Source organism: Niastella sp. OAS944 (assembly GCA_024809215.1).
Taxonomy (GTDB): Bacteria; Bacteroidota; Bacteroidia; order Chitinophagales; family Chitinophagaceae; genus Niastella.
This window is the reverse complement of sequence record JANUBW010000001.1, coordinates 1,266,615-1,278,957: the sequence shown is the minus strand read 5'-3', so window position 1 is coordinate 1,278,957 and position 12,343 is coordinate 1,266,615. Positions and strand designations below refer to the sequence as shown.

The following is a 12,343-nucleotide window of genomic DNA, read 5'->3' as shown; positions in this document are numbered from 1 at the left end:
GTAATATTAATTGCGTGAAGGAAAAATTCCAGTTAAACAAATAATGTAATTGACGCCCTGATATGGCATCATGTTATTGATTGCAGAAGAACCGCCTGCATTTGCAAGAAGGTTCACATTAATCGGTTTCATGGTAACATTATCGTGTTGCCCGCCGAATCTTGTGCTGCCATCATTGGCAAAATAATTGTTGTTGGGCATTTCGTTAACTGCCGCATTATTGGTAGTAAGCATACTAATAGTACCGGTAATTGAATGGGTATGCTGCGGAAGTTGGTTGGCTAATAATACAGTAGAGGGACTGCCTGTTTGCTGGCCTAAGATATAATTTGATAAACCGGGCCCTGCACCTGCACCAATAGCCGATCTTCCCCGCAGATCCGGCAGGGCAAAAGTAGTGGAACCATTACCGCCATACGTGGTTCCCAGTATGGCAAATAATGCCTGATTTATATTGATGGCTAGAATCTGGCCATTGCAAAAGGCCCAGTTCTTGGGTGCAAAATTGGGTGCGAATAAACGAATTTCGCCTATGAATCCTTCCATAAGAACAGGTTGTTTTGGCTGTTTATTAGAAATGGTTACAAATGTATACTTTTATTTTCTCATGTTTATTAGTTATGCGTAACCGTTACCAGTTCAGCTGTCAAATTATGCGTAAAAATAGTCATATTGCTTTTTTTACTATGGATTTTGAGGGTGAACAACAGGAATTTGTATGTGAATGGCGCCGTTTCGATGATGGACAACCGACCCCGATAAATACCCAGAAACCATAGGCGTGAAAAGAAGGCCAGAAACAAGTGGACTAAATAATCTTTAAGTTATCGATTCAGACGCCGGTAATCCATAGGAGTTAATCCGGACGCTTTTTTAAAAAACTTGTTAAAATGCGTTGGTTCGGAAAAGTGCAGCTTATAGGAGATCGTAGAAATATACTCATGTGTGTATTTCAGTAAATATTTCGCTTCATCGTAAAAAAACGGTTGACAAGGTATTGATGCAGCCTCTTTCTATCATACCAATTGGGAAATGTATTTTAAGCCAGGTTTTTTATTTGATTATTATCTGAATTCAAAAGACAGGGCGTCTGCCCCGGTGATGGCAACTGACTAATTGCTTCCGTTTGGTTTTTCGGCCTGTACCAGATCAGTAGTAGTATGCCCCATCAAGTATGCAACGGTTGCATTATCAACATTTTTATCCTGCAATAAAACAGAGAAGCTCAAACGCGCACAGGACCAGGTTATATGCTTTTCTATTCCCGCAGCCTTAATCCAACCATCCAACACTTTGTTTGAGCTATCAGCATCGGGTAAAAGAAACACCTTGGTGGGCTGCTTAGCTAAATATAAATGCGGCACGAACTTCTTCATTAAAGCTAGGCGTACCCAGTAAGGATAAATAATCCTCAACCTCGGCAATCTCTTTTAGTTTTGTCGATGGTTTAGATTTCGCTTTAATTTCCTCTATAGGTTTCTTTTGAAAATACCCATCACTCCTGCTGCACTAATTACTTCTTTAAATCGAGCAAAGTAATTAAGGGGCGTTAACCCGTTATATTTATCTAAAAGATATTGACTAAAGCGTTTGCCGTTCCTATTGCCTGCTGTTCTAAAGTTGACTGGCTCTTTTTTACATCCAGGAGTTTTAATGCCTCCTTATTATGGTTCTTTTGTATTTGATCTTTGGGATGGGCATATATGAATATACCAGTTGAAGGGCGTTGTCCTTTGCCACGACCATAATCATGGTGGAAAAATAGTTTATCGCCTTTTCTGTTAGGGACTTTTAAAAAATTCATAGGGTAGAGATTTTAGAGGTGATAAAATTGAAGCTCAAGGAATATGCCATGCCAATAATATCTGTCAGTTTGTAATCTACCGTTTGGCTGCACATGGTAAGAAGGGTAGAAGCTGGAAAAACGGGGAAGAAAGAAATTTTGTTAAAAAGGTGTGCAAGCCTTGTGCAACCTGCCATTCCGGCTAAAAGTTGACAGTCAAAAATGCTTGTTATTTTGCCTGTCAAACTGCTTGTCAATTGGACCTTTTGGAGGCCTTTTTTAGGGGTTTTTGAGGTGATTTTTAAGGCCGTTTTTAGCCATCGGTTCAAGTCGCATTCAAGTTTTGGGCGACTAAAAGTGCTTGTCATTCTGCTTGTCATTTGCTTGTCAAAAATGGTGGCAGTAAGCGGAAAAAAGTGACAGTTATTTGACAAGCGCCTAAAGAAAAATGTCTGTAAATCAATGACTTACAGACCTTTTAGTGTGCCCCACGTAAGAGAATTATCGAACCAAGAGAAAGAGGATTTAAGTCTTATTTTTAAACTTAAATTTTTGATAGTTAATTAAATAAGAATCGGCTTGTTGACTTCATACTATTGTCTACCGTCTATGAAAAAGGGTTAAAATACCCTTTTATATTGCTTCAACTTTCAGTAATCTCGATGCCAGTATTGAGAAATCCTTTCAATGATTTATGGGGTAGTGGAACGAACTGCTGGCAATATGATTTGTTGTATTTGCACCATAATAATGAAAAAGGCGAATGCTACTATTTTGATTATCAATGCTATTTTTTTAGGCTAACAGTGTTTAATGGAATATATCTAAGCGTTAAGCGCAATTGATTCAGATATCTAATTCGCTGAGGGATCTTATGTAATAAACTACTGCCGACCTTATTAAAGCTTATCGACACAATTATCCTGAGTAATTTATTTAAAGAAGAATTATGCGGAAACTAACTGTAATAATTTATTTTTTATCTGTGTTTCTTTGCGGATGCACAAACAATCAAAGCTCCAAAGTTCTTTTTCATATTGACTCCTTAAAGTCCAAAACACAGCAATCTGCGCTATATCTTTCATATTTCTACAAAGATACCCTAAGGCCTTTAGCCATTTATAAAATTAATGAGAGTCTTGTTTACCGCTTAAACGTTAAGCCGTTATCTTTTTTTCGGGATAGAAGAGGGAACGATTCTTTAGTTAGTCAATTACTACTTGATAGTACGAACAATGGTGGTAAAACTTGGTCAAATCCAATTGAGATATTCAAAGTCCGACAAGACGTTTATAATAGAGATTTACAATTTCATTTCGGTGAAAGTAGCAATAATAATTTCGTGGGGAATTTTTTTATTGGCCGAGACTTCACTAAATACATCTTCTTAGATGATATATCAGGAAATAAGATTTACATAGTCAAAGGTGATCAAATAAAAGTGCTAAATCCAAATGAGGGTGAAAGAATTGTAGACACATATTTTGACCAGAATGCAAATGGTTTTGCTTTTATAAGCCAAAAAAGGGGAGGGCTTATGAGTTTAGTACGTCCAAAACTATACTACAATTGGCATAATGATTACCATTCCAAAAAACATATGCTGTCCCTTGATTCAAATTACAATGACTATCTTTTTAGCTTTTCAAAAGACACTTTATATATGGTGTCGGTCATCAGTCAAAATTCCGAGTACGCCGGCTCAAGAGGTTTCTTAGTGCAAAAGATAGATACTGCCGGCAATATTGTCGAGACCGACTCATTGCCAAATAAATGGATGGCAAGTATTACGGACAGCTGGCTTTTCGAAATAAACGAGAAATACCATTTGATAGGTGACGTTGTTAACTTCGACGACTCTTTAGCTAAAGAACAGCAGGTAATTTTTTCATCGGATAATTTCGGTAAAAGTTGGTCTACGGTAGTTATTACAAACGATAAAGAATCGGAACCCTTAAAACATGATCTATTCTTATTATCTGCTGGTTATTCCAAAAAAGATAATTTAGTTATTTCTGATCATTTTGGCTCAATCGCATTAATGCGAGGTTTTGATGGTAATATAAATACTTTTTCAGATTCGACTGTATATTCGGATTCTATCCAAAAACTAGATATTATTCAAGTCGCAAATGCACCCTATTTAATGGGGGGTAAAGAAAATGATACGCTTGATCGATATCATTATGTCTTTAACTCTAAGATTCTAAGTTCATCATCTTTTGGAAAATTGACTTACTACAAGATCGATGAAAGTTTTAATGATATTGAAGTAACCATTTTTTTTACAAAAGGTACAGTTCCCGATAATAGATTTAATTTTCGGTTATACAATTTAATGGATGGTTCTCCTAAACAGATAAATGTTCGTTTTCAACCAGTAAATGTTGATTCCACAGAATGGAAATGTTCTTTTTCTCCCTCTGCAATTGGACTAACTGAGGGAGAATTATACCAATTTCAGTTATATTTTGCCAACCATACTAGAGAAGAACGCTATAATCTGCCTAAAAGAAAATACACTCCTATAAGGTTTTATTCAAAACATCAATTGCTATTAAATATTTTAATAGGGTTAGGCGCAGTTCTCTTTTGTTTATTTCTACTTTTTCTCTTTGCACCATACGTGTTATACAAGATTTATAAGAAAACTTATATATTGGAAGGTATTGCATCTGTTAATAGCACCTCAGAGAAAGTAATTAGCGTGATAAATAAGATAACAATCGTTCCGCTTTTTGTACTTCAACCCAGGATAGCGGATACATGGGCAAAACGACACCGAAAAGCATTGATTGAAAGTTTTCAAAACCAAAAGACCGTCCAAATACATAATTCTTATGTTCCTATACCTGTTAGGCTACATTCACCAAATGGGGAACTGATTAAGGAGCCAAGCCCGAAATCACTATCAAAGCTTTTTAAGGGCAGCCGCCTTTGTTTAGAAGTTATCGGACCTGGTGGCGTTGGCAAAACTACATTGGCGGTGCAAATTGGATTATGGACTTCGCAATCATTCAATACCGGCGAATTTGGAAATCACCTTTGGCTACCTGTTTTGATTGAAGAGGAAACAAATGATGTATTTGCAACCATCAAAGGAATAATCAACACATATACGAATGATGAAGTTAATGATGAGTTTCTGCGCTACCTTCTACGCAAGCAGCGTATTTTAGTTATTGTGGATGCTTTGTCAGAACGCTCTTCCGAAATGCAGCTGTATATTCGAACGATCTACAGAAAAACTCCAGTTAACGCAATGGTGCTTACTTCACGAAAGTCGATCGATGTCTATACAGGAGAAAATATTCTTCTTTACCCTCAAAAAATGGACTTTGTAAAAGTTGCTGAATATGTTAAGACAGTTTTGTATAATAGGAAAGAAAAAGTTTTCGAGCAAGAGGCTAATAAGTCTAAGATATCTGATAAGATAGTTTCACTTTTTAAAATAGATAACAAAGACAAAGAAGTACCTATACTGGCAGTTTTGCCAGTATTAGTAATGCGCAGAGCTATTTTATTAGCAGAAGAGTCAGGGGATGTCAGTATTGAATTTATTATCAAAAATCTTCCTTCTTCCATTCCTGAAATTTTTATTGATTACATCACAAGTGTAAATCCAAAATCAGGTGACAATATCTATAGTGATGAGCACGTCTTGGCGTTTTGCAAAAAAATAGCGATCATTTGCTTGGGTAAGGATTTTAGGCCTACGGATTTTTTAAAAAGTTCTGTTGATACCATTCCTGTAACAGAGACAGGAACAATAATCGACCGCTTAATAGAAAATGGAATTCTACTTCCCATGAAGCGGTTTGGAGATGACTATTTACTTCGATTTACCCTTGATCCAATTGCAGAATATTTGGCTGGAATCACTAAGGCGAAGGAATGCGGAAGTGACGCTGATAAATGGAATGAATTACTTAGTGAAATTGAAGCAAAAAATGCATTAGAGTTCAAAGCAGCATTGGAGATTGTTCAAGTTACATACGCTGAAAGGTTTGGCTGGTGGAACAAACATGCGGGTAAAGATATTTAAGAGACCTCATATTGTGCCTAATAGTGCATTGGCAATATGACGGGGCGATGAATAATTAAATTTACTCATCTTGAACCCGAAGACTAATAGTAGCGCAACATGGAGTTTGTGCTATGCTGGCTTATAAATATTACACTTTGATACCTGTATCAGGAATCGAACCACATAAACGCTTCCTTTACAAGAACTTAAAACATTCAGTCAATAAAAGCGAAATTAACTTAAACTAAAAAAGCCTCAAGTTCAACAACTTAAGGCTTTTTATTCTTGGGTGCCCAGAACAAGATTCGAACTTGCACGCCGTTTCCAGCACCACCACCTCAAAGTGGCTTGTCTACCAGTTTCAACATCTGGGCACTTTTAATTGGGGTGCAAATCTAATTGATTTGCTGATAAATAGAAAGTTTTTCTGAAAAATGCTTTTTTTAGGCATGTTTTTCCTTTAAAACGATCCTGAAAGTAGTGCCTTTTCCCAGCTCAGACTGCTTCACAAACAATTGTCCCTTGTGGTATTGCTCAATAATTCGTTTAGAAAGACTTAGCCCCAGCCCCCAGCCACGTTTTTTTGTGGTGAACCCCGGTTTGAATACCTTGCTGATATTCTGTTTGGCAATGCCCTTGCCGGTATCGGTAACATCAATAAAGGTTTCACCTTCCTGTTGCCAGATGTTGAGGGTAATAGAACCCTTGCCCTCCATGGCATCGAGCGCATTTTTCAGCAGATTTTCAATAACCCAGTCGAACAGGGGCGGGGAGAGCATGGTATAGATCTCATTAATATTACGGGTATTCAGCACAAACTGCACTTTACCCGGGGCGCGTTTGCGAATATATTCTACCATGCTTGATACCTGGGCAACTATATTATGCTTTTCAAGATGCGGTGTGCTGCCGATCTTACCAAACCGGTCGCTCACCAGTTTCAACCGGTCCACATCCTTCTCCATTTCATGAACGATCTTTTCACCCGGATTGGCATCCTTCAAAATTTCTACCCAACCCTGTAGCGACGTTAATGGCGTGCCCAACTGATGCGCTGTTTCCTTCGCCATTCCTGCCCAAACCTGGTTTTGTGATGATCGAAAACTGGTTGTAAGCGCCAGGATAGTAATTATAATAAACATACTTACTATAAACAACTGCACAAGCGGGTAGTACCTTACCTGGTTTAACAAGGAGGTATGACCGTAATTATAAAGATTCTTTTCTTCTGGCTTTAGCGGATCGACCCATTCTATTGTAGGATTTTGCGAGCGGAACTCCAGTAATTTTTTTTGAATATAATTGGTATCACTGGCAACACTGGCCGAATCGAGATTTACATGATCGAGGATATGCCCCTTTTCATCAGTAACAATAATGGGTACGGTTTTATTTTCCGCAATAATGATACTTACCAGTTTATCGCTAAGGCCGGTAGTATCATATAATAACAGTTTTGTTGCCTCTACCCATTCTTCTACTTTCTGACGTTCTTCACGGGCAATTTTACGGGCAAGGTATTGCGAATAAAATATAGTTCCGCTTACAATAGCTATGGCAATGAGGGCTAATCCGGTTCTCCAGTTAAAAAGCGGTTGAATCATTCAACTAATTTATAAAAACCGTTCCTTTGCATCCTTTATTTCGTTGAATTATTTTTACACTGCATGGCAGCACCACTTGTATCGATTGTGATCCTGAACTGGAACGGACAGAAATTTCTACAGCAATTTTTGCCGTCGGTTTTGGCTACTACCTATAATAATAAGGAAGTGGTGGTTGTTGATAATGCCTCAACCGATGATTCGGTGAAGTATTTACAGCAACACTGGCCAACAGTGCGAATAATTCAAAACAAGGGCAATTATGGTTTTGCGCAAGGATATAATGAGGGTTTAAAGCAAATTCAGGCCGACTATTACGTGTTGCTGAACTCCGATGTTGAGGTTACGCCCAACTGGCTTGAGGCAATGGTTGCGCTTCTTGAAAAAGACCGAAGCATTGCAGTCTGCCAGCCCAAGATCAAACAATACGAAAATAGGGAGTTGTTTGAATATGCCGGGGCGGCAGGTGGCTGGCTCGATTACCTGGGGTATCCCTTTGCCCGGGGACGTATTTTTGATGTTTGCGAAAAAGATGAAGGTCAGTATGATACGGCGGAGCCAATTTTTTGGGCCAGTGGCGCCGCTATGTTCGTAAAGGCGAATGTGTATCATGCACTGGGCGGATTGGATGAATACTTTTTCGCTCACCAGGAGGAAATTGATTTTTGCTGGCGGGTGCAATTAGCAGGGTATCAGGTGTATGCTTGTCCTCAATCGGTTGTATATCATGTAGGCGGGGGAACTTTGCCAAAGGGCAATGCACGCAAGGTGTTTTTGAATTTCAGGAACAATTTGGTGATGATGGCAAAAAATCTACCGAGGTGGGAGGCAATATGGAAGATAAGTTATCGTTTTTGGCTAGATTATGTTTCTGCCTTTAAATCATTGCTTTCGGGACAGAAGACCTATTACCGGTCGGTGATGAAGGCGCATGGCGAATTTTTAAAGTGGTTGTTTGTTACGAGGGAGAAAGGATTGTTTCGGCCAAAAAAGAAAGGAAAGCTGCATGGATATATGCACAAAAGCGTTGTATGGAGTTATTTTGTAAAAGGAAAAAAGACTTTTACAGAAATTGTTGATAAGAAAAGGTGAATTTTTAGATTGAACTATTATTTTTGCACTGCAATCAAATGAGTTATGGCAACACTGGAAAAACATCCCCTCGATAAAGATTTTAAACGTAGCTGGGTAAATTCATCCGTATTTTTGTTTTACCTGCAAGTATTTTGTGTTCTGGCGTTTGTACTGGGCGGCTGCTACAGTTTATATACGCATAGATATAAAGGGAAGCCGAAGGTGGAAGTACCTGCGAATACCCAATACACACCGCAGTACAAATAAGTAGAAAAAAATTCGAAAAAAATTTGCTCGGTATCACAGAAATCCTATCTTTGCACTCCCAACACGAACAACGCTAATCACAAGAAGATCAGCGGGTTAAAGAAGGAAAAAAGTTCTTTTCAAAATAATTGATCGCCTTTAAAAAAGGCGGTTATATGCGGAAGTAGCTCAGTTGGTAGAGCGCAACCTTGCCAAGGTTGAGGTCGCGGGTTCGAGCCTCGTCTTCCGCTCAAAGATTCCATCCAAAAGGTGGAATTTTTTGTTTCGAATAGATCCTAAGGTTATGTACCGGGATCAGGTATTTGGTGTAGATTTAAGATACGGTATACCCGGGTGGTGGAACTGGTAGACACGCAGGACTTAAAATCCTGTTCCCCGCAACGGGAGTGTGGGTTCAACTCCCATCCCGGGTACTGTTAAAGGTTAGAAGCCTCTCGATATTTCGAGGGGCTTTTTTCATTAACTTAGCCCAATCACAAAACCCATCCAATGTTCAAAAACCTGTTTCAAGGCCTGGCGCACGCGAAATTAATTCGTGCGATCAAAGACGATAATTACAAGAACTGGGAACGTCACTTTGATAACTACAATAATGAAAACAGCAAAAAAGCCGATCCGGTTAAAATGCAATCGTTCGGATTGGAAATTTATGAAAAGAACCTGCAGAATGTAATTGAGGATTATGCTATTACCGATGGTGAAAAAGAAACACTAAAGAAAATAAAAGAATACTTTCAGCTGGCTGATGCCGATATCAATGCTATTAAAAGCAAATACGCCAAAACCGCCCTTACCAATCTTTCGAAACAAAAACTGGCCGATAACCATTTGTCGGAAGAAGAGCTGCAAGAGATCGGACTGTTTGCAAAAGAATTGAATATTTCGGATGAAGAAGTAAAACGAATAAATCATAAGAATGCTGCCGAGTTATATGAGATTGCAGTTAAAGATGTGCTTTCCGATAAAATGGTAACGCTCGATGAGCAGCAGGCGTTGAAAAAAATGGCGCAACAACTGGGCATCAATATGCGTGAAGCCAATATTGATAAAAAGCTGCGCGAAGAATATTATTACCTCACCTTATTAAATGCACTTGAGCAGGGATATTTGCCTGAATGCAAACCAGCCTCTATTGTAACACAAAACGACGAAGTGGCTTATTGGGAAATTAGTTCAAACCTGGTGTTTGCCAGAAATAATGTTTCTCAACATTTAACCCAAAGCAGCCCTGTGCGTTTAAAGGTTGGAAAAGGTATAGCCTACCAATTAGGATCGAGTAGAAATACACCCATTAGAGAAGAAGTGTTTTCCAATCAGCCGGGCGTATTTGCAGTTACCAATAAAGGCGTTGTATTTTCAGCCAGTCAGCATTCGTTCTCTATACCCTATACTCAATTGCATTCTTTTGATACCTATGCCGACGGTATAGGTTTGCAAAAGAACAATACAGAGTTGCTTTTGCAATTTTACGATAAGCAAATGTCTGAGGTAATATTTAAGGTGTTAACCAATGCCATCAATAAAAATACCTAAAAAGCAAGGTAAAACAGTACGCTATTTTGTAAATAGCGTACTATGATATTCACCGGTTTTATTATCTATCAGTTTTATTGCAAAGGCTCCTTTTGGTAAATCACTTACGTTTAGTTTTAACCGGCTGCCGGCATCATTCACTTTTTGTTTTTTCAATACCGCGCCAGCCATATTAACGAGCAATATTTCTTTATTCAGAAGATCATTGCCTGGTAGACTTACATATACATAATCCTGAGCTGGGTTGGGGGTAACCGTAATGTTATAAGTTTGTTCATTGGTTTTAATGCCTATGATCCTGGAATAAGAACCTTTATTAGCCGATTCAACCGATTTAATACGATAATATAGTACAGCGCCTTTCTTGTCGTTATCGGTAAACTGATATTTTACAGTTGTTGCACCTGAAGCTGTTTTGAAAGGGACCGTAGCAATCTTGCTGAAATTATTACCACCTGTGCTTTTTTCAATTTCAAAATATTCGGCTACGTCAGTGTTGGTTTCCCATTCAATAACATTACCGCTTTCAGTTTGCCAACCCTTGAACGATAAAATTTCCAATGGAAGTATAACGGAAATATTCTCTGCAATGCCTGCATCAGGAACACCGCCAAAGGGAACTGCCTTACCGTAAAAGTCTTTAACAATGCCGATGTTCTGGCCAAAATCAACAGCAGCTGAAGCTGGCTGCAGATCATAGTCCCATGAAACAGGGTTACTTGAAGAAACAATGTCTTTAAACAATGATATTCCTGGTTGAAGATTTTTTTCTGATACATCCATTGTATATCCCAGGCTTCCGCCAACCATATGGAACAGGTTATTCTGGTGAACAAGTTGGGGACCATTAAATGGTTGTACGTTGGGATCTGTTATGTTGATAGGGGTTGAAAGCCAGAAGATATTATTCTTCATCGTCAATACATTTGAAACAGAAGGCGTAGATGCGATGCCAATCAAATTTCTTACATCTGACAAACGATGCGGGTGTGTTTCTACAATGTTGTTATTAAGAAATTGCAGATTGCCTACATTGACGCCATAACCGTTGTTGGTATTGATCCAGAATACATGCCCATTGTTGATCAAAAGATTGTAGGCAATTGTATTATTGAGCGCCCATGCACCTGATGCGCTGCCAAATTCCATAAAACCCAGGTTTTCACTTGCGGTGTTATACATGATCTTGTTATTACTAACAGCGCCATACATTTCTATAGCGCCGCCATCTATTTGGTAGTCGTAGCTGTTGCCATAACAATCATGGATCTGATTATAGGTAATGGTATTATCTGAACCGCCCACCATTATACCCATGGCGCCGAAATCGTCCCATTCAACATCAGGTGTATTGAGAATGATGCGTAAGTTACGGATGGTGCAATTGGTAATGGTGTTGTTATTACTTTGATCGATAGATACTCCGGAACCCAGCTTTGTAATGGTAAGGTTTTTTATGACATTGTTGCTTCCTTTATAGATGTACACGCCATAGCCTACATTAGCTGTTAATGTATGATCTGCATCGGGCATGGTAGCGTCAGTAAGCTCAAAGCCGTCGATCACAATATTATTGCACTGGTTCAACCTGATATGTACCCGGTCATAAATGTTCGACTCGGTATAGCGAGCGGGGTCGTACTGAAATACAGGTGCATTGCCTGTACCATAGGGCATTAGCACAATAGGTGCACCATTACTGCCAGAACTGTTTAATGAAAGTGTGCCGGTAAAATACTGTCCACGTTTGAAGAAAATTGTATCGCCGGGTGAGTAATAATTAATGGCCCAGGGAATGTCTGCTATCGATTTCCAGGGATTATTTGATGTTCCCTGATTTGATCCGGTTGAGGAAGGATCTACATAATAGTTAGTTGCACGTACGCTAAGGTTAGCCAATACAAATAGCATGGCCAGGCACAAGGACATTGTGGTTTTCATCAGATTAAATAGGTTTTCTTAGGTCTTGAATTATTGGTAAAACAAAACTAGGAATTTCAGCAGGAAGTGCGCGTTAAATAAATGTACCACCTACAAGTTTATGCTTAGAAATTT

The 12,343-nt window shown here is 38.8% G+C and carries 10 protein-coding genes and 3 tRNA genes; 6 read left to right on the top strand and 7 right to left on the bottom strand.

Translation table 11 applies throughout. From position 1 onward, the window contains the following. Positions 1-6 precede the first annotated feature (6 nt). The 4 genes from GGD38_RS04855 to GGD38_RS04840 form a co-directional block, all read right to left on the bottom strand. Entirely contained in the window at positions 7-546 is a 540-nt protein-coding gene (locus GGD38_RS04855) for a phage tail protein (protein WP_375299148.1), read from the bottom strand. 278 nt (positions 547-824) lie between these two features. Then, positions 825-998 carry a helix-turn-helix domain-containing protein gene (locus GGD38_RS04850; RefSeq protein ID WP_375303716.1) on the bottom strand — a complete coding sequence of 58 codons (174 nt, stop codon included), beginning with the start codon at positions 996-998 and terminating at the stop codon, positions 825-827. Between the two features lie 114 nt (positions 999-1,112). Further along, on the bottom strand, positions 1,113-1,376 hold the full coding sequence (locus tag GGD38_RS04845; RefSeq protein ID WP_375299149.1) for a hypothetical protein: 264 nt from the start codon (positions 1,374-1,376) through the stop codon (positions 1,113-1,115). Between the two features lie 191 nt (positions 1,377-1,567). Next, on the bottom strand, positions 1,568-1,804 hold the full coding sequence (locus GGD38_RS04840) for a hypothetical protein (RefSeq protein WP_375299150.1): 237 nt from the start codon (positions 1,802-1,804) through the stop codon (positions 1,568-1,570). A gap of 928 nt (positions 1,805-2,732) precedes the next feature. Here GGD38_RS04840 and GGD38_RS04835 point away from each other — a divergent pair. Continuing rightward, positions 2,733-5,828, top strand: a complete 3,096-nt coding sequence (locus tag GGD38_RS04835) for an NB-ARC domain-containing protein (RefSeq protein ID WP_375299151.1) — start codon at positions 2,733-2,735, stop codon at positions 5,826-5,828. Positions 5,829-6,100: 272 nt separating this feature from the next. On the opposite strand, the gene GGD38_RS04830 is transcribed toward GGD38_RS04835, so the two are convergent. Both GGD38_RS04830 and GGD38_RS04825 read right to left on the bottom strand, forming a co-directional pair. Next, positions 6,101-6,184 (bottom strand) — tRNA-Leu (locus GGD38_RS04830). A gap of 69 nt (positions 6,185-6,253) precedes the next feature. Beyond that, complete coding sequence (locus GGD38_RS04825) at positions 6,254-7,414, bottom strand: PAS domain-containing sensor histidine kinase (protein ID WP_375299152.1); 1,161 nt, start codon at positions 7,412-7,414, stop codon at positions 6,254-6,256. Between the two features lie 63 nt (positions 7,415-7,477). On the opposite strand from GGD38_RS04825, the gene GGD38_RS04820 reads away from it, so the two are divergent. The 5 genes from GGD38_RS04820 (at position 7,478) to GGD38_RS04800 (ending at position 10,288) form a co-directional block, all read left to right on the top strand. Continuing rightward, positions 7,478-8,506 carry a glycosyltransferase family 2 protein gene (locus GGD38_RS04820; RefSeq protein ID WP_375299153.1) on the top strand — a complete coding sequence of 343 codons (1,029 nt, stop codon included), beginning with the start codon at positions 7,478-7,480 and terminating at the stop codon, positions 8,504-8,506. Between the two features lie 45 nt (positions 8,507-8,551). Then, positions 8,552-8,755, top strand: a complete 204-nt coding sequence (locus GGD38_RS04815; RefSeq protein ID WP_375299154.1) for a hypothetical protein — start codon at positions 8,552-8,554, stop codon at positions 8,753-8,755. A gap of 157 nt (positions 8,756-8,912) precedes the next feature. Then, positions 8,913-8,985 (top strand) — tRNA-Gly (locus tag GGD38_RS04810). Positions 8,986-9,082: 97 nt separating this feature from the next. Further along, a tRNA-Leu gene (locus GGD38_RS04805) sits at positions 9,083-9,168 on the top strand. Between the two features lie 76 nt (positions 9,169-9,244). Then, positions 9,245-10,288 (top strand): hypothetical protein, encoded by a 1,044-nt coding sequence (locus GGD38_RS04800; protein ID WP_375299155.1) that lies wholly within the window; start codon positions 9,245-9,247, stop codon positions 10,286-10,288. A gap of 21 nt (positions 10,289-10,309) precedes the next feature. Here the strand turns inward: GGD38_RS04800 and GGD38_RS04795 are convergent, their stop codons facing one another. Continuing rightward, positions 10,310-12,229 (bottom strand): right-handed parallel beta-helix repeat-containing protein, encoded by a 1,920-nt coding sequence (locus GGD38_RS04795; protein WP_375299156.1) that lies wholly within the window; start codon positions 12,227-12,229, stop codon positions 10,310-10,312. Positions 12,230-12,343: the final 114 nt, after the last annotated feature.

Bases quoted from the DNA above. Each gene is read 5' to 3' on its own strand.
- GGD38_RS04855 (WP_375299148.1), bottom strand. From the start codon at position 546: ATGGAAGGATTCATAGGCGAAATTCGTTTATTCGCACCCAATTTTGCA.
- GGD38_RS04845 (WP_375299149.1), bottom strand. From the start codon at position 1,376: ATGAAGAAGTTCGTGCCGCATTTATATTTAGCTAAGCAGCCCACCAAG.
- GGD38_RS04840 (WP_375299150.1), bottom strand. From the start codon at position 1,804: ATGAATTTTTTAAAAGTCCCTAACAGAAAAGGCGATAAACTATTTTTC.
- GGD38_RS04835 (WP_375299151.1), top strand. From the start codon at position 2,733: ATGCGGAAACTAACTGTAATAATTTATTTTTTATCTGTGTTTCTTTGC.
- GGD38_RS04825 (WP_375299152.1), bottom strand. From the start codon at position 7,414: ATGATTCAACCGCTTTTTAACTGGAGAACCGGATTAGCCCTCATTGCC.
- GGD38_RS04820 (WP_375299153.1), top strand. From the start codon at position 7,478: ATGGCAGCACCACTTGTATCGATTGTGATCCTGAACTGGAACGGACAG.
- GGD38_RS04815 (WP_375299154.1), top strand. From the start codon at position 8,552: ATGGCAACACTGGAAAAACATCCCCTCGATAAAGATTTTAAACGTAGC.
- GGD38_RS04800 (WP_375299155.1), top strand. From the start codon at position 9,245: ATGTTCAAAAACCTGTTTCAAGGCCTGGCGCACGCGAAATTAATTCGT.
- GGD38_RS04795 (WP_375299156.1), bottom strand. From the start codon at position 12,229: ATGAAAACCACAATGTCCTTGTGCCTGGCCATGCTATTTGTATTGGCT.